General features: G+C 64.4%; 21 protein-coding genes. 9 read left to right on the top strand and 12 right to left on the bottom strand.

Translation table 11 applies throughout. The annotated features are described in order from the left end of the window. Window positions 1–872, bottom strand: an 872-nt coding sequence (locus tag WA702_RS24180) for a S1/P1 nuclease (protein ID WP_425113074.1), incomplete at its 3' end; no start/stop codon positions are given. Window positions 873–939: 67 nt separating this feature from the next. Next, window positions 940–2385 carry a GH1 family beta-glucosidase gene (locus WA702_RS24175; protein WP_425113073.1) on the bottom strand — a complete coding sequence of 482 codons (1446 nt, stop codon included), beginning with the start codon at window positions 2383–2385 and terminating at the stop codon, window positions 940–942. A 152-nt stretch (window positions 2386–2537) separates the two neighbouring features. Between WA702_RS24175 and nthA the strand changes: the two genes are divergently transcribed. The 4 genes from nthA (at window position 2538) to WA702_RS24155 (ending at window position 5149) form a co-directional block, all read left to right on the top strand. Next, on the top strand, window positions 2538–3167 hold the full coding sequence (gene nthA / locus WA702_RS24170) for a nitrile hydratase subunit alpha (protein WP_425113072.1): 630 nt from the start codon (window positions 2538–2540) through the stop codon (window positions 3165–3167). Next, window positions 3164–3823 carry a nitrile hydratase subunit beta gene (nthB, locus tag WA702_RS24165; protein WP_425113071.1) on the top strand — a complete coding sequence of 220 codons (660 nt, stop codon included), beginning with the start codon at window positions 3164–3166 and terminating at the stop codon, window positions 3821–3823. Before nthA ends, nthB begins: the two co-directional genes overlap by 4 nt. Further along, window positions 3823–4197, top strand: coding sequence for a nitrile hydratase accessory protein (locus WA702_RS24160; protein ID WP_425113076.1), 375 nt, complete (start codon window positions 3823–3825; stop codon window positions 4195–4197). The genes nthB and WA702_RS24160 overlap by 1 nt, the downstream gene beginning before the upstream one ends. Window positions 4198–4384: 187 nt before the next feature. Further along, on the top strand, window positions 4385–5149 hold the full coding sequence (locus WA702_RS24155; RefSeq protein ID WP_425113070.1) for a hypothetical protein: 765 nt from the start codon (window positions 4385–4387) through the stop codon (window positions 5147–5149). 46 nt (window positions 5150–5195) lie between these two features. On the opposite strand, the gene queC is transcribed toward WA702_RS24155, so the two are convergent. Then, window positions 5196–5900: a 7-cyano-7-deazaguanine synthase QueC gene (gene queC / locus WA702_RS24150; RefSeq protein ID WP_425113069.1), complete on the bottom strand. Its 705-nt coding sequence runs from the start codon at window positions 5898–5900 to the stop codon at window positions 5196–5198. 131 nt (window positions 5901–6031) lie between these two features. On the opposite strand from queC, the gene mazG reads away from it, so the two are divergent. Beyond that, window positions 6032–6847: a nucleoside triphosphate pyrophosphohydrolase gene (mazG, locus tag WA702_RS24145; RefSeq protein ID WP_425113068.1), complete on the top strand. Its 816-nt coding sequence runs from the start codon at window positions 6032–6034 to the stop codon at window positions 6845–6847. A 103-nt stretch (window positions 6848–6950) separates the two neighbouring features. Here mazG and WA702_RS24140 read toward each other — a convergent pair whose 3' ends face one another. After that, a complete protein-coding gene (locus WA702_RS24140; protein ID WP_425113067.1) occupies window positions 6951–7304 on the bottom strand; it encodes a cupin domain-containing protein in 354 nt (117 codons plus the stop codon). A 250-nt stretch (window positions 7305–7554) separates the two neighbouring features. Between WA702_RS24140 and WA702_RS24135 the strand changes: the two genes are divergently transcribed. Next, window positions 7555–9276, top strand: coding sequence for a tannase/feruloyl esterase family alpha/beta hydrolase (locus WA702_RS24135; protein WP_425113066.1), 1722 nt, complete (start codon window positions 7555–7557; stop codon window positions 9274–9276). A gap of 144 nt (window positions 9277–9420) precedes the next feature. Continuing rightward, window positions 9421–9756 (top strand): hypothetical protein, encoded by a 336-nt coding sequence (locus tag WA702_RS24130; protein ID WP_425113065.1) that lies wholly within the window; start codon window positions 9421–9423, stop codon window positions 9754–9756. Between the two features lie 114 nt (window positions 9757–9870). Here the strand turns inward: WA702_RS24130 and WA702_RS24125 are convergent, their stop codons facing one another. The 8 genes from WA702_RS24125 to dusB form a co-directional block, all read right to left on the bottom strand. After that, a complete protein-coding gene (locus WA702_RS24125; RefSeq protein ID WP_425113064.1) occupies window positions 9871–10362 on the bottom strand; it encodes a PAS domain-containing protein in 492 nt (163 codons plus the stop codon). A gap of 100 nt (window positions 10363–10462) precedes the next feature. Further along, on the bottom strand, window positions 10463–11842 hold the full coding sequence (gene hflX, locus WA702_RS24120; protein WP_425113063.1) for a GTPase HflX: 1380 nt from the start codon (window positions 11840–11842) through the stop codon (window positions 10463–10465). Window positions 11843–11853: 11 nt separating this feature from the next. Then, entirely contained in the window at window positions 11854–12102 is a 249-nt protein-coding gene (gene hfq / locus WA702_RS24115; RefSeq protein WP_006020546.1) for an RNA chaperone Hfq, read from the bottom strand. A 298-nt stretch (window positions 12103–12400) separates the two neighbouring features. Beyond that, the gene (locus WA702_RS24110; protein ID WP_425113062.1) at window positions 12401–13771 is read right to left on the bottom strand and encodes a sigma-54-dependent transcriptional regulator; all 1371 of its coding nucleotides are present in this window, start codon (window positions 13769–13771) and stop codon (window positions 12401–12403) included. A 17-nt stretch (window positions 13772–13788) separates the two neighbouring features. After that, on the bottom strand, window positions 13789–16128 hold the full coding sequence (locus tag WA702_RS24105; protein ID WP_425113061.1) for an ATP-binding protein: 2340 nt from the start codon (window positions 16126–16128) through the stop codon (window positions 13789–13791). A gap of 190 nt (window positions 16129–16318) precedes the next feature. Next, the gene (gene ntrC, locus WA702_RS24100) at window positions 16319–17761 is read right to left on the bottom strand and encodes a nitrogen regulation protein NR(I) (RefSeq protein ID WP_425113060.1); all 1443 of its coding nucleotides are present in this window, start codon (window positions 17759–17761) and stop codon (window positions 16319–16321) included. Between the two features lie 9 nt (window positions 17762–17770). Further along, window positions 17771–18961, bottom strand: coding sequence for a two-component system sensor histidine kinase NtrB (locus tag WA702_RS24095; RefSeq protein ID WP_425113075.1), 1191 nt, complete (start codon window positions 18959–18961; stop codon window positions 17771–17773). Further along, on the bottom strand, window positions 18961–20028 hold the full coding sequence (gene dusB, locus WA702_RS24090) for a tRNA dihydrouridine synthase DusB (protein ID WP_425113059.1): 1068 nt from the start codon (window positions 20026–20028) through the stop codon (window positions 18961–18963). The genes WA702_RS24095 and dusB overlap by 1 nt, the downstream gene beginning before the upstream one ends. Window positions 20029–20286: 258 nt before the next feature. Here dusB and WA702_RS24085 point away from each other — a divergent pair, with 258 nt between their 5' ends. Continuing rightward, window positions 20287–21480: a bifunctional 2-C-methyl-D-erythritol 4-phosphate cytidylyltransferase/2-C-methyl-D-erythritol 2,4-cyclodiphosphate synthase gene (locus tag WA702_RS24085; protein WP_425113058.1), complete on the top strand. Its 1194-nt coding sequence runs from the start codon at window positions 20287–20289 to the stop codon at window positions 21478–21480. Window positions 21481–21544: 64 nt separating this feature from the next. Further along, window positions 21545–21911: CinA family protein (locus WA702_RS24080; RefSeq protein WP_425113057.1), on the top strand; the 367-nt coding region annotated here is incomplete at its 3' end.

Below are 21911 nucleotides of genomic sequence, written 5' to 3'. Positions count from 1 at the left end.
TCACGGGCGCTCTGCAGCAATTCCTTGGTCCCCTTGAGGCCGAGATCGAACGGAATGTCGTCCCATTCGGCATGCAGAACCACGCCCTCATCCTTGATCGCATTGCCGCCGGCGGTCTCGGTGGCCGCATTGACCGGACGCGTCGCGTCCGCATCGGGGTCGACGAGGCCGCCCTGTGGATCGAGATAAACCGCAGCGACATGCAGCGGCTGATGCAGATCGCCAACGAAATGCGTCAGCAGCAGCAGCGCCTCCTTCTTGTCGCGGATCTTGAACGGCGGTCGCGGTGTTTTGTCGGTCAAGACCGCGATCGCGGCGTTGATCGCTGAGACCACATCGTGCGAGCTGGTGCCGACTTCGCTTCGGTCATAGCCGCCGCGCTGGATCGCGACATCGTCGAAATGGTAGGTGTTGTGGCAACCCTGCTCGAAGCCTGCCGGCTGATAGCTGCAGTCCGGCGTGCTCCAATTGTGCTTTACGTAATCCTCCATCCGCGCCCGCTCCAGGCCAGAGTTGAAGGGAATGCACGGCGTCTCATATTCGGGATGGGTGGGATCGAGCTCGTATCTGAAGCGCCCGCCGTCGTGATGGACCACCGCCTTGACGCAGTCGGCCCATGGCCCGGCCTGTTGCAGCGTCAGATCGCGTTTGCCGGGCAGCAGGTCCTGCTGGTCCCTGATCTCGTCAGCAGACGGCAACGGGCTGTTGAGGATGTCATGGACCTGCTTGGTCGCATCGGGATTGTCCGCGATCAGCTGGTCGGCGATCGCGCCGACCACCTCGTGGCCCTGATAGCCCCAGGCGAGGGCTGGACTATCGCTCGCGATGAGCAGACCAACGAGACATGCGAGGGTAGCCAGCAGGATGCGCATGCGAGAACCTCCCCGGGTCATACCACCCTATCCTGCCGCACGACGATGACAACCGTTTCGCGGCCGCTCAGGCGCCGATTGCGTTTTTCGCGATGACGTCGCGGTAGAACGACGCGCTGAGCTTGGCCGTGCGCACCTGGGTCTTGAAGTCGACGTGGTAGACCCCGAAGCGCTGCTTGTAGCCGAACACCCATTCGAAATTGTCCATCAGGCTCCACAGGAAATAGCCCTTGACGGGAACGCCCTCGGCGGCCGCGCGCTGCAGCTGGCTGAGATAGTTGCGCAGGTACATCACGCGATCGAGGTCGTGAATCCTGCCATCAGGCGAGATCCTGTCATCGGAGGATGTGCCGTTCTCGGTGATGTAGATATTCTTGAGATTCCACACCTTGGCCGCCAGCCGCGGCACCCAATAGGCGATTTCCGGCCCCATCCGCAGCCAGGGCGAGCTCATATGCGGGAACGAGGTCGGGAACGGCAGCGAGGTGAAGCCGGGCGGATGATCGGAGGCCACCACATAGGCCTGCGGCGCGTAGATGTTGAGCCCGACGAAATCGACCGGCGCCGCGATGATGGCGAGTTCGTCGGCGGTGAATTTCGGTGCGTCCTTGCCGGCCCAGGCGAGGAACGGCTCGGTGTACTGGCCCGTCAGGATCACGTTGAGGAAGCCGGCATTCAATTCGCGCGTCGCAATCTCGGCGGCACGGATGTTCTCGGGCGTGTCGATCGCCGGCACGCAGGCGGTGATGTTCTCGGCCATGCCGACCCGCACGCCTGCCGGCCCCTTGGCGCGGATCGCCTGCACCGCAAGGCCATGCGCCAGCGCCACGTGGTGCCGCGCCTGGTTCACCTCGGCCTGCGGCAGCTTGAGGCCCGGCGCGTCGATCCCGAGCCCGTAGCCGAACGGCACGAAACGCCCGCATTCATTGATCGTGAAGATGGTCTTGACGCGATCGCCGAGCTGCTCGGCGACATGACCGGCATAATTCGCGAACGCCTTCGCGGTGTCGGCCGAACGCCAGCCGCCAAAGCGGTCCTGCAGCGCCTGCGGCAGGTCCCAGTGATACAGCGTCGCATAGGGTTCGATGCCGTTGGCGAGCAGCTCATCCACCAGGCGATGGTAGAAATCGAGGCCCTTCGGATTGGGCGCGCCGTCGCCATCGGGAAACACGCGCGGCCAGGCGATCGAAAAACGATAGGCCTTGCAGCCGAGCTCCGCGATCAACCGCACATCCGCCTTGTAGCGGTGGTAGTGGTCGCAGGCGACGTCGCCGCTGCTGCCGTCCTCGATCGTGCCGGGCTTTTTTGTGAACGTGTCCCAGATCGAGGGGCCGCGCCCGTCTTCGTTGACTGCGCCCTCGATCTGGTAGGACGACGTCGCGGTGCCCCAGACGAAACCCTCCGGAAAGCGGCCGGTGCCTTCAGCCGCGCTGCCCGCCCTGCCCTCAGCCGGCTCCGCGGCGCGGGCCGATCCTGTCGCCAGCGACAGCGCTCCCGCTGCAGCCAATGTCATGGCGTCACGGCGCGAGACCGTCCGCCGCGCGCGTTCGTTCCTTCCACTCGGATCGTTCAACGCAAATCGTTCCCTTGCCACGCATCTGCGCTCCGACGATACCGGAGCGTGATGTCTCGACATAGACAGAATTTTGCGCCTATCCTTGGCCCATGACCGAGCATCATGATCACGACCACCCGCACGACCATTCAGACTTGTCCGAGACCGAGCTGCGTGTGCGCGCGCTCGAGACCATCCTGACCGAGAAGGGCTATATCGAGCCCGCCGCGCTCGATGCCATCATCCAGGCCTATGAGACCCGGATCGGCCCGCATAACGGCGCGCGCGTCGTCGCCAAGGCCTGGACCGATCCGGCGTTCAAGCAGGCGCTGCTCGAGGACGCGAGCAAGGCAGTCGGCACGCTCGGCCATGTCAGCCGGGTCGGCGACCATCTGGTCGCGGTCGAGAACACGCCGCAGCGGCACAACATGGTCGTGTGCACGCTGTGCTCCTGCTACCCCTGGGAAATGCTCGGCCTGCCGCCGGTCTGGTACAAGGCCGCGCCTTACCGCTCCCGTGCCGTCAAGGACCCGCGCGGCGTGCTGGCGGATTTCGGCGTGACCTTGCCGAAAGAGACCGAGATTCGCGTCTGGGATTCCACCGCCGAGACCCGCTTCCTGGTGCTGCCGATGCGCCCCGAAGGCACCGAAGGCTGGAGCGAAGCGCAGCTCGCCGAGCTCGTCACCCGCGATTCCATGATCGGCACCGGATTTGCGACCAAGCCGGGAGCGCCGTCATGAACGGCGTCCACGACATGGGCGGCATGGACGGCTTCGGCAAGGTCGAGGCCGAGCCGAACGAACCGGTATTTCACACCGAATGGGAAGCGCGGGTGCTGGCGATGGTGCGCGCGATGGGCGCGGCCGGCGCCTTCAACATCGACACCTCGCGCTTCTATCGCGAAGCCCTGCGCCCGGACGTCTATCTCGCCAGCTCCTACTACAAGAAATGGTTTCTCGGGCTCGAGGACATGCTGCTCGACAAGGGCGTCATCGCCAGGGAGGACGTCGCGGCGGGCCATGCGGTGCAGCCGGCAAAAGCGCTGAAGCACGGCAAGTTCGGCGTCGCCGACGTCGAGCGGATCATGGTGCGCGGCAAGTTCGGACGGGCGGCGCCGGCGCCAGCGAAGTTCAAGGCCGGCGATCGTGTCCGCGCCAGGAACATGCACCCTGTGACTCACACGCGGCTGCCGCGCTACGTACGCGGTCATCTCGGCATCGTCGAGCGCGACCATGGCTGCCACGTGTTTCCCGACACGTCCGCCGAGGGCGCCGGCGAGAATCCGCAATGGCTCTATACGGTCGTGTTCGAGGGCACCGAACTTTGGGGCGCGGACACCGATCCCACGTTGAAGGTATCGATCGACGCCTTCGAGCCCTATCTGGAGCTCGCGTGATGGATGCGGCCGCGCGCGCAACCAGCGCTGTGCCGGGCATTCCCCGCGATGATGACGGCCCGGTGTTCCGCGCGCCCTGGGAGGCCCAGGCCTTCGCGATGGCGCTGAGCCTGCATGAACGCGGCCTGTTCACCTGGCCGGAATGGGCGGCGACACTGGCCGACCAGATCAAGCGCGCCCAGGCGGCCGGCGATCCCGACACCGGCGAGACCTATTATCAGCATTGGCTCGCCACCCTGGAACGCCTGGTCGCCGAGAAGGGCGTCACTTCGAACGCGATCCTTTTGCGCTACCGTGACGCCTGGGACCACGCCGCCGATCGCACGCCGCACGGTGCGCCGATCGAGCTGCGGCCTGAGGACTTTCTGGACTGAACCGGCTGATGTTGCATCGGCTCGGTTCCGATGCTGGCTCCCAAAGTGTTGGAACCGGCACGTGCGCACTACTGACTGATCGGTGAGCAACGCGTTTGTCGCCCGTCGAAGCCGTGTTCCAAATTGAACGTCGGCGGGTTCTCCAATAGCGTCCGCGCATAACGCATGGTGATTCACAGGACCCACAATGGCTGAAGTCGCATCTTTCGGTAACATCGTGAATTCGCTGCTCACCCTGCGCCAAAACTATCACGAGCAGCTCAAATCAGTCCCGCAATACGAGGCCTATCTGCTGGTCCAAAGCTCGACTGACAAGGCAGCCGGCGCGCTGCATGGGTCGGCCGGATCGGCGGCATCGATCGCGGCCGAGGTGATCGACTCGCTGCAGTTTGCGCGCAGCCGGTTCGAGCAGCACCTCAGCAGTGTTCCGGAATATCGCACGCTGCTTGCGATCGACAGGCTGATCAAGGAAGTCTCGATCGATCTCGGCGTGACCAAGCCGGTCTCCGAGAGCGCGGCGAAACTGCCGGAGGCCGCGTTCGATGTTGCCCCGGCACCTCTGAGCGAAAGCGCAGCGCCCGTCGCAGCGAAGCCCGAGGCGGCCGTGAGAGCCGCGGAGGACGCAGCGGCCGCGGAGGCGGCACACGTGGAGGTCGAAGTCCCCGCGCAAGCGGCGGCTGACAGTCCAATCCACGCACCGTCGACGGTGACGCCGATCGATCTCGACTCCGAGCCGCTTGGAGACGACATCGTTCCTGTCGAAGCATCCCATCCTGAGGCACAGCTGGCAGCCGAGGACGAGGACCTGCTCGAAATCGCCTATCGCGACGTCGCGAAAGCGGCCGCTGAGCTCGCTCATGCCGAGCACGCCGACGGCATCGCGGAGCCCGTGCCGGCAATTCCGCCGCAGCCGAAAATGTTCGACGAGGACAGCGACGAGGCCGCGGCGTAAGGGCGGCGACCGCCATCGACCACAAAGAGCAGCGGTGCCCTCGGTCTCAGGCGCTGCGATATTCCCGCCAGCCTTTGGCGCGCAGTTCGCAGGCTGGGCACGTGCCGCAGCCATAGCCCCAGTCGTGCTGCGCGCCGCGTTCGCCGAGATAGCAGGTGTGCGACTGTTCGCGGATGAGATCGACCAGCCCTGCCCCACCAAGATCATGCGCCAGTTGCCAGGTCGCGGCCTTCGACAACCACATCAGCGGCGTGTGCAGCTCGAATGGCCTGGCCATGCCGAGACTGAGCGCCGTGTTGAGCGCCTTGATGGTGTCGTCGCGACAGTCCGGGTAGCCGGAGTAGTCGGTCTCGCACATGCCGCCGACGATGTGAGTATTGCCGCGTCGATAGGCCAGCGCCGCAGCGAAGGTCAGGAACACGAGGTTACGGCCGGGCACGAAGGTGTTCGGCAGACCGTCGGCGCCGATCTCGATCGCGACGTCGCGGGTCAGCGCCGTCTCCGAGATCGCGGCCAAGGTCGGGATATCCAGCGTGTGGCTCTCGCCGAGCTTGCCGGCCCAATCCGGCCGCAGCGCTTTGATGCCGTCGAGCAGTCGCGCGCGGCAGTCGAGCTCGATGGCGTGGCGCTGCCCATAGGCGAAGCCGATGGTCTCGACCCCTGCAAAGCGGTCCAGCGCCCAGGCCAGGCACGTGGTGGAATCCTGCCCGCCTGAGAACAGCACGAGCGCAGTCGCATTCGGTTCGGTCATCGCGGCGGATTAGCACTGTCGCAGGATCACGCCAACCGCCGCGGAACGCTCCCTGCCTTGCCGCTTTTGGCTGGGAGAGGTGCCGGTCTTGAGGCATACAGGCCTTCCTCGTCACCGCTCCAGGACCTGCAATGACCCCGTCCCGCGACATCTCCCGCCTGATCGAGATCATGGCTGCACTGCGCACGCCGGTCACGGGATGTCCTTGGGACATCGAGCAGACCTTTGCGACCATCGCACCCTACACGATCGAGGAAGCCTATGAGGTTGCCGAGGCGATCGCGCGCAACGATCTCGACGACCTCCGCGAGGAACTCGGCGATCTCTTGCTGCAGGTGATCTACCATGCGCGGGTCGCCGAGGAGCAAGGCGCGTTCGCCTTTGGCGACGTGGTCGAGGCGATCACCGCCAAGATGATCCGGCGGCATCCGCACGTCTTCCCCGACAAGGACGGCAACGTCACCAAGCCCACCCGGGGCACCTGGGATCGGATCAAGGCCGAGGAAAAGGCCGAGCGCGCGGCGCGGCGGCCGGCCGACGAGGTGAACCACACCTCGCTGTTGTCGGGTATCAAGGCCGGCCAGCCGGCGCTGGTGCGCGCGATGGAACTGCAGAAGAAGGCCGCGACCGTCGGCTTCGACTGGAACGATCCGCGCGCGGTGCTGCACAAGATCCGCGAGGAAGCCGACGAGATCGAGCGTGCGCTGGACAAACACGATGCCGACGAACTCGCGGACGAGACCGGCGATCTCTTGTTCGCACTGGTCAATCTCGCGCGCCACGCCAAGGTCGATCCGGAGATGGCGCTGCGTGGCACCAACGCCAAGTTCGAGCGCCGCTTCTCCTATATAGAGCGCGCGCTCACTGCCCAGGGACGCACGCTGCAAGAGGCCACGCTCGAGCAGATGGACGCGCTGTGGAACGAGGCCAAGGCGCAGGAGAAGTAGCAGGACGCGTGGAATAGCGGCTATTAGCGTCGCTCACGACATCCCGGTCAGGCGCAATTGCGCGCCTGACCGGGACGACGGTGGAGTATGTTGGCACGTCTGATCACGCCAGAATGCGCGGCGCCGCGGTTGCCTTGTCACCCGAATTCGGCGTCCCGGTCGGCTCGATCAGCAGGATGTGGACCTCGCCGCGCGCGACCGGCCGGTGCTCGACGCCCTTTGGCACCACGAACACCTCGCCTGGACTGAGAGTGACGGTGCGATCGCGCAGCTCGATGTCGAGCGTGCCCTTCAGGACCAGGAAGAAATCGTCCGTGTCGTCATGCTTGTGCCAGTGGTACGGCCCCTCGAGCTTCGCAACCATGATGTCGTTGCCGTTATAGATCGCAACCGTCCGCGGCGAGAAGCGATCAGAGAAGGTCGCAAGCTTTTCGGCCAGATTGGCTGCTGTTTTCATGGCTATGGTCCCGCTGGCGCTGCTGGTGCAGCGCGCTGATGGCGCAATCCTGCCCGCCAACCATAGTACGTTACCATCTTATGGACCGCCAGACTCAGCCGCGCGCATCGGCTTCTTGGGCAGCCATCCTCTCCACCAAGTGACATTGTCATCGACACCGACGTACATTTTTACATCAACCTGAGATTGTCAGACTCTGCTGGTGTCGTTAGCATCCCGTCCACAATCATAATCATCTGGGAGGACGACCATGCATCGATCCACTCTCGTCGGCGCGGCATGGGGCCTGTTGGCCTCGGTCGCGATCGGTGGCACGCCCGCGTTGGCGTCGCCGTGCACCAATCTGGCGACGCTCGCCCTCGAGCACACCACCATCACGGGAGCCACCGACGTTACCGGCGGCACCTTCACGCCGCCAGGTTCAGCCCCGATTACCGGGCTGCCGCCGTTTTGTCGCGTCACCGCGACACTGACGCCCACCGCCGATTCACAAATCCGGATCGAGGCCTGGTTGCCGGAAACCAACTGGAACGGCCGCTTCCTCGGCACCGGCGGCGGCGGCTATCAGGGCACCTTTACCTATTCCGAGCTCGCCAACGGCATCAATGCTGGCTTCGCCGCGGCGAATAGCGATCTCGGCACCGGCACCTCCGGCTGCAGTCCGCTGTTCTGCGGCGACGACGGCAACAAGGGCAACCCGCTTGCCATCGCGTTTGGAGAGGGGCCGAACCCGTCTACCGGACTGTTTGGACATCCCGAGAAGATCAAGGATTTCGGCTACCGCGCCATCCATCAGATGACGCTCCGTGGCAAGGAGATCGTCAAGGCGTTTTATTCTCAGCACGCGAAGACGTCCTATTTCGCAGGGTGCTCGACCGGCGGCCAGAATGCTCTTATGGAGGCGCAGCGTTTCCCGCATGATTACGATGGCATCTTGGCAGGCGCTGCAGCGTTCAACCGCACGCATCTCCATATGGGGGCGCTGACGCTGTGGCAGGACACCCATGCGAGTGCCACGCGCTTCATTCTGCCGGCGCAAATGCCTGTCATCAACAAGGCTGTGATTGCGCAATGCGTCGGCCGGGATGGTGGCGTCAAGACCGACCAGTTCCTGACTGATCCGCGCGACTGCCGCTTCGATCCCAAGGTTCTGCAATGCCAGGGTGGCGCCGTGCCGCCCGCCTGCCTGACCCCGGACCAAGTGACGACGATGCGGAAGTATTATCTCGGCGCAATCGATCCGGTGAACGGCGACGTCATCAATCCCGGTCCCGCGCCTGGCAGTGAGACCGACAACGTGCTCGCGCTAGGGCTCGTGTTCGCAGAGCAGCTTCCCGAGCCGGCCTTCGACGGCCTGTTCTATTGGGTGTTCGGTGCCGGATTCGGGATTCAGAGCAGCCCCGTCAACTTCGCCAACTTCGACTTCCATCACGACATCAAGCCGGTCGACGATCAGCTCGAAGCCGTCTTGAACGCGACCAGCACGGATCTCAGCGAATTCCGCGGACACGGCGGCAAGCTTCTGATGTACCACGGCTGGGCCGATCCGCTGCTTCCGTCGCAAAGCAGCATCAACTACTTCAACGCCCTGGTGCACAATGGTCATGGCTTCCCGATGCCGGTCCGCTTCGACGACGGCGATCCCGCGTTGAGGCACACCCAGACCTACGCCCGCCTGTTCATGGTCCCCGGCATGTGGCACTGCTCAGGCGGCCCTGGACCGAACACCTTCGACGCGCTAACCCCGCTCGTGAACTGGGTTGAGAAGGATGTCGCGCCGGAGACGATCACGGCGACGAAGTTCGTCAACGACACGCCGGCTTCCGGCGTGCAAATGACGCGGCCGCTATGCGTCTACCCCAAGGTCGCGCGGTACAATGGCCGCGGCGACACCAATTCCGCGGCCAACTTCACCTGCGTCCCCGACGAGCCCGACTTCAACCAGATGCCGGCCCCGCAATACGGACCATAATGCCGCGCGGCCATCGGCGAGCCAAGCGCTTGCAGGTGGCCGCGGGTCCCGCTGAGGGCAAAGCGATCCCAGACCTCGCTCGATGATGCTGCACCGCTTCGTTGACCTCGCCGGACAGCAGCTCAGCAGCCGGGATGACGAGCCATGTTCGCCGCGGCAATGAAATCGTTTCTCGATCCGCACGAAACGAACCTGAAACAGAACAGGCGCAGCGTCTTAGATCACGATGCGATTACACAGAATCGCATCGCGATCTCATCTCTTTGTTTGAGCATGATCCTTTTCGGAAAACCGGTTTCCACTTTTCCGGATCATGCTCTAGGCGATGGCGGACAATGGAGTTCGATCGATGCTCGCGGAAAAATTCATGCTGATGATCGAGGCTCTGATCAGAGCTCAAAGCCACCCCGATGGATCGCCGCGCGTGATAAGCACGTCGCCGCATGTCCCGATGACGCTGACAGCCGCGAAGCCCACTAAATAGATCGTGGCGGCAGCGAGCCTCTGGTCGACCTCGTGATGATGGGGCTGCGTCAGGTTGCTTAGCCTTGCCTTTTAGCCTTGGATTGGGCGCAGGCCGGCTGCAGAACCCAATCAGTTCATCAGGTCGGGAAGCTCGATGATCGCACCGGGAAAGCGTTCGGCGCGGCGTGACGAGTCGAGTGTACAAAATCCCTTTGCGAACACCCGCCGTATGCGACCACTGCTGATGACCCGATATTGCGCCTCAAACACGCCGCCATCCTTCACCGTGGCAAGAATGGCATTCCTGACTAGCTGAATGTCGTCGGGATGAACCGCCCTGAGATATGCGTCGATCGGCATACCGGCCTGTGCCGTCTTTGCGTTCACTCCGAATAGTTCGGCGCAGCCTGGATCGAGATGATTGCGATCGCTGCTGACGTCCCAATCCCAGATTCCGACGGCGTTGCCTTCGACACGCGGCGCCGGAACAGCCTTGCCTTTGGCTTCCATACCTTGCGCTTCCATGGCCGCCATTTCACACAAGTATGCAAGTACCGTTTCGTTGAATGAAGCCGCCCGCTTGGCGATCTCGGAAAGCACTTCCGACAATGTCTTGGCCATATTCATCTCCGCGCGCGGCGGAAACCTAATCTGGAAGTCCTCTAATTAAAAGCGCGTGTTGTAGTTCCGCGCGCTACAACCGGCAGCAAACAGTGGATCGTCACGCGACCCGCGGAACTGCGTGGAACCGGTCGACCACCACGTCGCGCTTGCTGGGATCGACGCGCACGGTCATATCATAGTGACCGTCGTGTAGTTCCTTGGCCAGCACCTCCGCATTGCGATGCAGCCATGAGATGCCGGCACCATCAGCGGCATCGATCGACAGATCGAGCGTGATCCGCGCCGCGGCCAGCCGATCCTCGATCACCTGCAGGAGCGTCTCGATGCCCTCCCCGGTCTCGGCCGAAACCAGCAAACATGGCCGCTCCGGCGGCCGGCGCGCGGCGACGTTGACGAGGTTTTCGCGCGCGACCTCGTCAAGCCGGTCGATCTTGTTCCAGACCTCGATGAGGTTGTCGCTCGCCTCGGGATCAATGCCGAGCTGGCCAAGCACGGCCTCGACGTCGTGCTGCTGCGCCTCGGCATCTTCATGCGAGATATCGCGGACGTGCAGGATGACGTCAGCCTCCAGCACCTCCTCCAGGGTGGCGCGGAAGGCTGCGACGAGCTGCGTCGGCAGATTGGAAATGAAACCGACCGTGTCCGACAGCATCGCCTTGCCGCCGTGTGGCAGAGCGATCGCGCGCAAGGTGGGATCAAGGGTCGCGAACAGCATGTCGGCGGCCTGCACATCCGCCCGCGTCAGCCGATTGAACAGCGTCGACTTGCCGGCATTGGTGTAGCCGACCAGCGCCACGACGCGATAGGGCACGCGCTGCCGCCCTGCCCGGTGCAGCCGCCGCGTCGCCTGCACCTTCTTGAGTTCATTCTCGAGCCGGGCGATGCGATCGCCGATCAGCCGGCGATCCGCTTCGATCTGGGTCTCGCCAGGACCGCCCATGAAGCCAAAGCCGCCACGCTGGCGCTCGAGATGGGTCCATGACCGCACCAGCCGGCTGCGCTGATAGTTCAGATGCGCGAGCTCGACCTGCAGCGCGCCTTCCTTGGTCTTGGCTCTGCGGCCGAAGATTTCCAGGATCAGGCCGGTGCGGTCGAGCACCTTGGTGCTCCAGGCCTTCTCGAGATTGCGCTGCTGGATCGGTCCGAGCGCGCAATCCATCACCACGAGCTCGATGTCGTGACCGGCGATCAGGCCCAGGATCTCGTCGACCTTGCCTTTGCCAAGATAAGTGGCCGGCCGAATCTGGCCGATCGGTGCGAGCACCGTTTCGGTCACCACCAGGTCGATGGCGCGCGCGAGCCCTGCAGCCTCATCCAGGCGAGCCTCGAAATCGCGCGCATCGGACGACCCCGGCTGCGCGCCGTCATCGCCACGGCGCGTCCGCAAGTACGGGCCGATGACGATCACCCGCCCGCTGTTCTTGTTGTCGGCCGGCCTCGGATGGTCGGCGTCCCCTTCACGATCGCGGGGTTCCAATCAGATCACTTTCAAGCCGGCGCGTCCTCGCCACCTTCGAACAACTGGATCGGAGCACCCGGCATGATGGTCGAGATCGCATGCTTGTAGACAAGCTGCGAGTGACCGTCGCGCCGGAGCAGCAAGCAGAAATTGTCGAACCAGGTGACGATTCCCTGCAGCTTGACCCCGTTGACCAGGAAGATCGTGAGTGGCGTCTTGGTTTTGCGAACGTGGTTGAGGAAGGTGTCTTGAAGGTTTTGTGCGCGGTCTGCCGCCATTTTTCTTATCTCGCCGTCTCGTGTTTTTCTTATTGAACAGTCTTGTCATGACCGGTTGCAACATTATTTTTTATCGCCTTCCGGTTGCCTGCGCTCCCCGAGATCCCCCTCCAGGAACACAGCCGGTACGATTAGAAGGCAGGCGGGGTTAATAGGCAAGCCGGTTACGGGAACGCCGGTTGCAGAACACCGGTATTTGTCCATAAAATTCCGGAAAACGGCGAATTTTTCCAAGCAAATGGCGGTGCGGCCGACTTTGCCGCCCCAGGTCAGCCCAGCTGCGCTATGCGCCGTGCCGCTATCCTACTCCCAGCGCCTTCAGCTTGCGATGCAGCGCCGAACGCTCCATGCCGACAAACTCGGCGGTGCGCGAGATGTTGCCTGAGAAGCGGCTGATCTGCGCGATCAGGTAATCGCGCTCGAACACCTCGCGCGCCTCGCGCAACGGCAGACCCATGATGTGCTCGCCATTGTTGCTGGTCGGCATCGCCGGCACCATCGAGCCGACATCCGGCGGCAGCATGTCCGCGGTGATGATGACCTCCGGACCGCCTGCGGCCAGGATCATCACCCGCTCGACATTGTTGCGGAGCTGCCGGACGTTGCCGGGCCAGACATGCGACTGCAGCACCGCCATCGCATCCTGGCCGATCTGCCGCTTCGGCAGGCCTGTGGTGGCCGAGATCTGGTCCATGAAATAGTCGATCAGCTCCGGGATGTCCTCGCGCCGCTCGGACAGCGGCGGCACGCGGATCGGCACCACCGAGAGGCGATGATAGAGATCCTCGCGGAAGCGGCCGGACGCGATCTCCTCCTCCAGATTCCGCGCGGTCGACGAGATGATGCGGACATCGACATGCACCTTGGTGGTGCCGCCCGAGCGCTGGAAGGTCTGATCGACCAGCACGCGCAGGATCTTGTTCTGGGTCTCGCGCGGCATGTCGGCGATCTCGTCGACGAATAGCGTGCCGCCATGCGCCTCCTCCAGCGCGCCGGTCTTGCGCGGGTGTTCGCCGTTCGACTGTTCGATGCCGAACAGCTCCTCCTCCATCCGCTCCGGCGTGATCGCGGCGGCGTTGATGACGACGAACGGACCTTCCGAGCGCGGCGAGGCCACATGCAGCGTGCGCGCTGCAAGCTCCTTGCCGGAGCCCGGCGGTCCGACGATCAGGATGCGGCTGTTGGCCTTGGCGGCGCGCTCGATGGTCTGGCGCAACTGGTTCATCGACGGCGAGCGGCCGGTCATCACGCTGGCGGTCGGCGCCAGCTGTTTCAGCTCGCGCACCTCGCGCTTCAGCCGTGAGTTCTCGAGGGCGCGCGTCGCCACCAGGATCAGGCGGTCGGCCTTGAATGGCTTCTCGATGAAGTCATAGGCGCCACGCTTGATCGCGGCGACCGCGGTCTCGATGTTGCCGTGACCGGAGATCATCACCACCGGCAGGTCCGGATGATCCTTCTTGACCTGCTCGAGCAGCTGCAAGCCGTCGAGCTTGGAGCCCTGCAGCCAGATGTCGAGAAACACCAGGTTCGGCCGCCGGCTCGCAATCTCGGCCAGCGCCGAATCGCTGTCGCGCGCCGTGCGCGTGCTGAAGCCTTCGTCGTCCAGGATGCCCGCGACAAGATCCCGAATATCGGCCTCGTCATCGACGATCAGAATGTCACTTGCCATGGATCACGCCCGTCTTGTCAGGTGCCGGTTGCGGCTTGGATTTTTGTGTCATTATTGGTCGTTCCCGCCGGATCGGCGGTTTCCCCCGCCGGCGTATTTGCTGGTGTTATCGCGGCCTGTCCGGCCCCCTGTTCTTTCGTCTCCGCGACCGCCTGGCCCGAGACCGCGAATCGCAGCCGCATCCAGGCTCCGCGCTGTCCGGAGCGGAAATCGGACGCGTCCTTCAACTCCAGCCGCCCGCCATGGTCCTCGAGCACGCGGCCGACGATCGCCAATCCCAGCCCGGTGCCCTTGGCACGCGTCGTGACGTAAGGCTCGAGCAGCCGCTGGCGCGCCACCTTGGGCAGGCCGATGCCGTTGTCGATCACATCGATCAGCACGTCCGTGCCCTCTTGTGCCGCGACCACGTCGATGCGTCCCTTGCCGAGTTCTTCCGGCGGCACCACCTCGATCGCCTCGGTGGCGTTCTTGATGATGTTGGTCAGCGCCTGCGAAATCAGCCGCCGATCGAACTGCGCGCGCAGCGGATCGGTCTTGATCTCGGTTTCGATATCAATCTCGGGATGGGCGACCTTCATCAGGAACACCGCCTGCCTGACCGTGTCGGCGACATCCTCACCTTCCATGACCGGCTTCGGCATCCGCGCGAAACGCGAGAACTCGTCGACCATGCGCCTGATGTCGTCGACCTGACGCACGATGGTATCGGTACATTGCTCGAATATCGTCTTGTCCTCGGTGATGACCTTGCCGAATTTGCGGCGAATCCGTTCCGCCGAGAGCTGAATCGGCGTCAGCGGATTCTTGATCTCGTGGGCAATGCGGCGCGCCACGTCGCCCCAGGCCGAGGTGCGCTGCGCCGACACCAGCTCGGTGATGTCGTCGAGCGTGATGATGTAGCTGTCCTGCGACTGATTGGTCTGCTCGGCGCTGACGCGCACCGACAGGTTACGTTCGTTGCCGTCGCGCTGGATCGTGACCTGGCCCTGCACCAGCTTCTGCGTGCCTTCGCGCGCCGTCTTCATCATCTCGTCGAGCTCGGGCAGCACCTCGGAGAGTGGATGATCGAGCGTCTCGGATTCGGCATGGCCGATCAGCTTCTCGGCGGAACGGTTGAGGATGCCGATCGAGCCCGAGGCATCGACGCCGATGATGCCGGCGGAGGCCGATGACAACACGGCCTCGATGAAGCGGCGGCGGCTGTCGATCAGATCGCTCGCATTGACGAGTTCGTCGCGCTGGGTACGCAATTCCTGCGTCATCTTGTTGAAGGTCTCACCGAGCTGAGCAAGATCGCCTTCCGATTTGTGCACGGGGACCTGGACGTTGAGATCGCCGGTCGAAACCCTGTGCGCCGCGTTCATGAGCTGGCGGATCGGCGCCACCAGGCCATTGGCGAAGTTGAGGCCGAGCAGCACGGATGCCATCAGGATGGTGAGCGCGATCACCGCGAACATCAGCGCCAGCGCCACCTGGATGCCGAGCCGGCGTGATTCGACCTGGGCGTATTCGGCGACGGACAGCTCGGTCTGCTTGAGCTGTTCCACGATGTGGGGATCGAGCGCGCGGGCGACGAAGAGGTACATGTCGTCGAAACCGCGCAGGCGAATCGCGGCGGCGACGTAGTTCTGCTCGGGCAGCACGGCGATATAGGGCTCGGTCTCCGTGATGTCCTTCAGCAGATCGGGCGGCGGCGTCTGCAAAGGCTGCCGCGTGAAACCGGTCCGCACCAGCACGTTGCCGTCCTTGTCCGTGATCATCGCGCCCGGCAGGTTGCGGGCGTCGGCGTTGGCGGAGAGCAAGTCGACGAAACTCGCTCGATCCTGATCATACAGCGGCCGCGCGCGCGAAATTTCGGCAGCCATCGCCAGGATGTCGCCGCCGATGAGCTGCGCATGCTCGTTGGTGTAGGCGCGCGCGATGGTCAGCGAATTCTGGATTGCGACCTTTGCCGGCCCCGAAAACAGCCGGTCGAGGCCGCGGTCGATGGTGACGTTGGCGACCACGGCGACCAGGACCGCCGGCAGCACCGCGATGATCGAAAACAATCCAACGATCTGGACATGGAGTCGCGCTGCCGCCCGTCCCCGCCGTCGCGCCTGCACCAGCTGCCAGACTTCGCGGAGGATGATTCCGACCAGGACCAGGATGGTGCCGGCGTCCACCAGGTAGAATGCATTGACGACCTTCGGCGTAGGCTCGATCCCGGTCAGGCCGGTGAGCACCATAAAGGTCAGGATGGCCGCTCCCATCGCCAGGCAGACGGCAATCAGCGCCACCCAGCGCCGAAGCCGCCAGCGGCGGCTCTCGTCAGGCGATGGCTCGAAAGGTTTGGCCGAGGTGTCTGTGCTCGTCATTCCGGCAATGGCTGTGGTGAAGGCTGCCTGGCGCATCAAAGATTCGATGCTTGGACTGATGCATTCATACCACAATGTTGCCGAATTGCGACAAATCCGCGGCGCGTCTGCGCTCGCGGATTCAAACATGTTAAAACGCCGGGCTTCTACGGCCGCCGGGATCCGTATTCGGCGCCTGAACTCCGTATTGCTAGACCCCGCTGCGATAGACTTGGATGTCGAGATCGCGAATCTTCTTCCGCAGCGTATTCCGATTCAGCCCCAGCAGGTCGGCGGCGCGAATCTGATTCCCCCGCGTCGCGGCCAGCGCAGCGGTCAGCAGCGGGATCTCGATTTCCTTGAGGATGCGGTGATAGAGGCCCGGCGGCGGCACGCCATTCGGAAAGCCCTGGAAGTGCGAGGACAGGTAGGCCTCGACCGCGCCGCCGAGATTGTCGACTGAGTTCGGCGTATTCGATCCCGGGGCCACTGCTGGCGGTGCCAGCTCGCCGTCGATCACGGAGGCCGTGATGACGTCCTGCGGGTAGAGCGCCGCAAGCCGGCGCGCGAGGTTCTCCAGCTCACGGACGTTGCCCGGCCAGCGGTGCTGTTTCAGCCGTTCTAGCCCTGCGGCATCGAGCTTCTTCGGCGGCAGCCCATCCTTCTCGGCCAAGGCGAAGAAATGCCGCAACAGGTCCGGCAGGTCCTCGATGCGCTCGCGGAGCGGCGGCAACCGCAGCGGCACCACGTTAAGGCGGAAGAACAGGTCCTCGCGGAACAGGCCCTGCTGGATCAGGATACGCAGGTCCTTGTTCGACGCGGCGACGATGCGCACGTCGGTCTTGATCGGGGTGCGGCCGCCGACGGTGGTGTACTCGCCCTGCTGCAGCACGCGCAGCAATCGCGTCTGCGCCTCCATCGGCATGTCGCCGATCTCGTCCAAAAACAGCGTGCCGCCCTCGGCCTGCTCGAAGCGGCCGGAGGCGCGGGTGTTGGCGCCGGTGAAGGCGCCGCGCTCATGGCCGAACAACTCCGATTCGATCAGGTCGCGCGGGATCGCCGCCATATTGACCGCGACGAACGGGCCGTTGCGGCGCTTGCCGTAATCGTGCAGCGCCCGCGCCACCAGCTCCTTGCCGGTGCCGGACTCGCCCGAGATCATCACGGTGAGATCGGTCTGCATCAGACGCGCCAGCACGCGGTAGATCTCCTGCATCGCCGGCGAGCGGCCGACCAGCGGGATCGACTCGAACTCGTCGTCATCGGCCGGCGCAGCCGAACGCTCCTTCGGTTCGGCCAGCGCGCGGCCAACGATCGCGATCAGCTCCTTCAGGTCGAACGGCTTCGGCAGGTACTCATACGCGCCGCGCTCGGAGGCACGGATCGCGGTCATGAAGGTGTTCTGCGCGCTCATCACGATGACAGGCAGGCTGGGCCGCATCTTTTTGATCCGCGGCAGCAGGTCGAACGCGTTCTCGTCCGGCATCACCACGTCGGTGATGACGAGATCGCCCTCCCCTTGGCTGACCCAGCGCCACAGCGTGGCGGCGTTGCCGGTCAGCCGCACCTCGTAACCGGCGCGCGACAGCGCCTGGTTCAAGACGGTCCGGATGGCGGTATCGTCGTCGGCGACAAGAATGCTACCTGCAGGCATGGTCAGTCCTCATCTTGATCCCTGTGAGGCATGCAACGACGTCCCGGAAACGTCATTGCCATGGCTTTTCTGGTCTGGGCTGTGGTCTGGTTGGTTGGTCGCGCTGTACACCGGCATCAGCACCCGGAACGTGGTCTTGCGCGGCTGTGACTCGCACTCGATGATTCCGCCATGGTCGCCGACGATCTTCGCGACCAGTGCAAGTCCGAGGCCGCTGCCGGTCGGCTTGGTGGTGACGAAGGGATCGAATAGATTCGGCATCAGATCTTCCGGCACGCCGGGACCGTTATCCCTGACGCAGAACTCGAGTGGCAGCGACACGCGCGATTTCTTGCCGGGCACCGACAGCCGCACGCCCGGACGGAACGCCGTCGTCAGCTGGATCTCGGCGTCGGTGCCGAGATCGATCACGGCTTCGGCCGCGTTCTTCACCAAGTTCAAAAACACCTGGATCAGCTGATCCTGATTGGCGAGCACCGGTGGCAGCGACGGATCGTAATCCTCGATGAAGCGGATGTTGCGGGCAAAGCCCGACTGCGCCAGCCGCTTCACATGGTCGAGCACCGAATGGATGTTGACCGGCCCGCGCGCCACGGGGCGGTCGTCGCCGAACACCTCCATGCGGTCGACCAGCGTGACGATGCGGTCGGCCTCGTCGCAGATCAGCCGCGTCAACATGCGGTCCTCCGATGAGGCCTGCTGCTCCAGCAGCTGCGCCGCGCCACGGATGCCGGACAGCGGGTTCTTGATCTCATGCGCCAGCATGGCGGCGAGCGCGATCACCGAACGCGCAGCGCTGCGATGGGTGAGCTGACGGTCCATCTTGTCGGCGATGGTGCGTTCCTGCAGCATCACCACGATGTGGCCGGGCCGCTCCGACAACGGGGCGACGTGAAGATCGACCAGCCGGTCGGCGCCGGTGCGCGGCGTGCCCAAATCGACCTTGTACTCGTTGACCGCGGCGCTGCTGGTGCGCACCTGGTCGATCAGGGCCAGCAGCGGGCTGCCGAACGGCACCAGATTTTTCAGCGACTGCCGCTGCAGGAATTGCGTCGAGGAATCGAAGAAGGATTCCGCCGCCATGTTGGCGTCGATGATTTTGCCGTCCGGCCCGACCAGCAGCACCGGGTTCGGCAGCGCGTTGAGGATGGCATCGCCATCCGACGTCTGTTGCTTGCGCGGTTCCGCGGCTGAGTTCATCATGCGGCTGCACTCCAGGCAAAATCGTCGAAAGCATCGCTGAGCGACTGCCGCACGACGGCCGGCGCTTCGGAGGTGAGAATGCGGGCTCGCCAGGCCTTCAGCGTCTCGGCCGGTGCGCCGACGCTTTGCGCGGCAACATCGAGCCCCCAGCCGAGGTGCTTGCGGGCGTGGCGCAGGCCGACGCGCTCGCCGTAGAGCGCGCAGATCTCGTCATAGAGCGTGTGGAGGTAGTCGAGCTGCTGCGTCAGCGCCGGCGCGGCTTCGATCACACCGCCGTCGAGCCGGCGTCCGATCTGCCCCGGCAGCCACGGGGCGCCTTGCGCGCCGCGGCCGATCATCACGGCATCGGCGCCGGAGGCATCGAGCGCCTCGCGCGCATCGTCATAAGAGCTGATGTCACCATTGACGACCAGCGGCAGCGCGGTCGCCTGGCGGACCTCCCGCACCGCGCTCCAATCGGCTTCGCCCTTGTAGAACTGACAGCGGGTGCGGCCGTGCACGGTGATAAGCTGCACGCCGGCGGCTTCCGCGCGGCGCGCCAATTCCGGCGCGTTCCTGCTCTGGTCATCCCAGCCGAGCCGCATCTTCAAGGTCACCGGCACCTTGACGGCCGAGATCGTCGCCTCGATCAGGCCGAGCGCATGATCGAGATCGCGCATCAGGGCGGAGCCGGACTGCCCGCCGGTAACGTGACGGGCCGGGCAGCCCATGTTGATGTCGATGATATCGGCGCCCGACGCCTCCGCCACGCGGGCGCCCTCAGCCATCCAATGCGGCTCGCAGCCGGCGAGTTGCACCACATGCGGCCCGATGCCGCTGGCTTCGCAGCGCAACCGGGACATCCACCGTCCGCGCACCAGATCGTCACTCGCTGTCATCTCGGAGACCACGAGCCCTGCCCCGAGCTCGGCCGTGAGCCGCCGGAACGGCGCGTCGGTGATCCCGGTCATCGGCGCCAGGAAGGCGCGGTTCGCCAGCGGAACCTTGCCGATTTTCAAAGGCTTGTCGGTATCATTGGCCGGACCGGTCAGCATCGACTCATCAGCTTTCTGGAGACGCCTCATTGCGACTGTCCGATATAGTTAGCACATTTCTTGTGCAGTCATGCGTCATGCCTACAGTTTAGACAAAACCGTCTGGCTTGCAAGTGCACTGCAGCAAAATATGCGCGTCAGAAGGTCATGGTAAATCCGGCAGCGCGCAGGTTTCTGCATGGCTGCGAACGCACGCTTGGTTTTTCGCCGCTGATCGCCCTCGCATGCGCCGTCAGGCGGATGTTAGAAGCGTCACCTCTCAGCGCCTCTCAGAAGTAACCTGATCACATGACGAACACTCAGCGGACTGCAGCCATTCTCGTCGCGGCCGGTCGCGGCCTGCGCGCCGGCGCCGGCGGTCCGAAGCAATATCGCACGATCGGTGGCCGCACCGTCATCCATCGCGCGCTGGCGGCGTTTGCGGAGCATCCCGAGGTCGCCATCGTGCAGCCCGTGGTGAACCCCGATGACATCGCCGCATTCAATGCGGCGGTCAGCGACCAGCGCTACGCACTCCCGGTGAACGGCGGCGCGACGCGGCAGGGATCGGTGCTGGCAGGCTTGGAAGCGTTGGTGCCGCACCAGCCCGACATCGTGCTGATCCACGATGCGGCGCGCCCCTTCGTCTCGGCAGAGGTGATCTCGCGCGCGATTCAATCCGCCAACAAGACCGGCGCCGCGATTCCCGTGGTTCCGGTCACCGACACCATCAAGCAGGTCACGGCCAGCGGCGACATCACGGCGACGCCGGACCGCGCCGCCCTGCGGATCGCGCAGACGCCGCAGACGTTCAAGTTCGACGTCATCCTTGACGCGCACCGCCGCGCCGCGCGCGAGCGTTCGGATTTCACAGATGATGCGGCGATCGCCGAATGGGCGGGATTGACCGTGACGACCTTTGAGGGCGATGTTGCCAACATGAAGCTCACCACACCGGAAGATTTCGTGCGCGAGGAGGCGCGGCTGGCGGCTGCGCTCGGCGACATCAGGACCGGCACCGGCTATGATGTGCATGCGTTCGGCGACGGCGACCATGTCTGGCTGTGCGGCTTGCGCGTGCCGCACACCAAGGGCTTCCTTGCCCATTCCGACGGCGATGTCGGCTTGCACGCTCTGGTTGACGCAATTTTAGGCGCCCTGGCCGACGGCGATATCGGCTCGCATTTTCCTCCGTCCGACATGAAGTGGAAGGGCGCCTCCTCCGACCAGTTCCTCAAATACGCCATCGAGCGCGTCATCGCGCGCGGCGGCCGCATCGCCAATCTCGAGGTCACCATGATCTGCGAGCGGCCCAAAATCGGTCCGCTGCGCGACCCGATGCGCGCGCGCATCGCCGAAATCTCCGGCGTCGACATCTCCCGGATCGCGGTGAAGGCGACTACCAGCGAACGGCTCGGCTTCACCGGCCGCGAGGAAGGCATCGCGGCCACCGCGAGCGCCACCATTCGTTTGCCCTGGTCTGTTGAAGGTCGGAGCGCGTAACCCCCCATGCACGGCAGCGACGCACCCTAGTCCGATTGACGTTCGCACGAGGAAAACACGGCAGATGGCTAGCGAACGTCAGACCGTCTCGACCAGCGCCCTCGCCCGCGCGCTGCTCGATCTCTGCAAGTCGCGCAAGCTGACGATCGCGACCGCCGAATCCTGTACCGGCGGCCTGGTCGCGGGCGCGCTGACCGACATCCCCGGCTCGTCAGATGTCATCGACCGCGGCTTCGTCACCTATTCCAACGAGGCCAAGCGGGAGATGCTCGGCGTCGACGCCTCGACCCTGCAGACCTTCGGCGCCGTGAGTAAGGAAACCGCAATCCAGATGGCCGTCGGAGCGCTGGAGCGGGCCGATGTCGATCTCGCGGTATCGATCACCGGCATCGCCGGCCCGGGCGGCGCCACCCCCGGCAAGCCTGTTGGCC

The sequence above is a fragment of the Bradyrhizobium sp. genome (genome assembly GCF_049798375.1).
Taxonomy (GTDB): domain Bacteria; phylum Pseudomonadota; class Alphaproteobacteria; order Rhizobiales; family Xanthobacteraceae; genus Bradyrhizobium.
Note: the sequence above shows the minus strand (reverse complement) of the source record. Positions and strands in the feature narration are given on the sequence as shown.

What these genes read in the sequence shown, in the direction of transcription:
- WA702_RS24175 (WP_425113073.1), bottom strand. Translation starts at nt 2,385, where the DNA reads ATGACATTGGCTGCAGCGGGAGCGCTGTCGCTGGCGACAGGATCGGCC.
- nthA (WP_425113072.1), top strand. Translation starts at nt 2,538, where the DNA reads ATGACCGAGCATCATGATCACGACCACCCGCACGACCATTCAGACTTG.
- nthB (WP_425113071.1), top strand. Translation starts at nt 3,164, where the DNA reads ATGAACGGCGTCCACGACATGGGCGGCATGGACGGCTTCGGCAAGGTC.
- WA702_RS24160 (WP_425113076.1), top strand. Translation starts at nt 3,823, where the DNA reads ATGGATGCGGCCGCGCGCGCAACCAGCGCTGTGCCGGGCATTCCCCGC.
- WA702_RS24155 (WP_425113070.1), top strand. Translation starts at nt 4,385, where the DNA reads ATGGCTGAAGTCGCATCTTTCGGTAACATCGTGAATTCGCTGCTCACC.
- queC (WP_425113069.1), bottom strand. Translation starts at nt 5,900, where the DNA reads ATGACCGAACCGAATGCGACTGCGCTCGTGCTGTTCTCAGGCGGGCAG.
- mazG (WP_425113068.1), top strand. Translation starts at nt 6,032, where the DNA reads ATGACCCCGTCCCGCGACATCTCCCGCCTGATCGAGATCATGGCTGCA.
- WA702_RS24140 (WP_425113067.1), bottom strand. Translation starts at nt 7,304, where the DNA reads ATGAAAACAGCAGCCAATCTGGCCGAAAAGCTTGCGACCTTCTCTGAT.
- WA702_RS24135 (WP_425113066.1), top strand. Translation starts at nt 7,555, where the DNA reads ATGCATCGATCCACTCTCGTCGGCGCGGCATGGGGCCTGTTGGCCTCG.
- WA702_RS24130 (WP_425113065.1), top strand. Translation starts at nt 9,421, where the DNA reads ATGTTCGCCGCGGCAATGAAATCGTTTCTCGATCCGCACGAAACGAAC.
- WA702_RS24125 (WP_425113064.1), bottom strand. Translation starts at nt 10,362, where the DNA reads ATGGCCAAGACATTGTCGGAAGTGCTTTCCGAGATCGCCAAGCGGGCG.
- hfq (WP_006020546.1), bottom strand. Translation starts at nt 12,102, where the DNA reads ATGGCGGCAGACCGCGCACAAAACCTTCAAGACACCTTCCTCAACCAC.
- WA702_RS24110 (WP_425113062.1), bottom strand. Translation starts at nt 13,771, where the DNA reads ATGGCAAGTGACATTCTGATCGTCGATGACGAGGCCGATATTCGGGAT.
- WA702_RS24105 (WP_425113061.1), bottom strand. Translation starts at nt 16,128, where the DNA reads ATGACGAGCACAGACACCTCGGCCAAACCTTTCGAGCCATCGCCTGAC.
- ntrC (WP_425113060.1), bottom strand. Translation starts at nt 17,761, where the DNA reads ATGCCTGCAGGTAGCATTCTTGTCGCCGACGACGATACCGCCATCCGG.
- WA702_RS24095 (WP_425113075.1), bottom strand. Translation starts at nt 18,961, where the DNA reads ATGAACTCAGCCGCGGAACCGCGCAAGCAACAGACGTCGGATGGCGAT.
- dusB (WP_425113059.1), bottom strand. Translation starts at nt 20,028, where the DNA reads ATGAGGCGTCTCCAGAAAGCTGATGAGTCGATGCTGACCGGTCCGGCC.
- WA702_RS24085 (WP_425113058.1), top strand. Translation starts at nt 20,287, where the DNA reads ATGACGAACACTCAGCGGACTGCAGCCATTCTCGTCGCGGCCGGTCGC.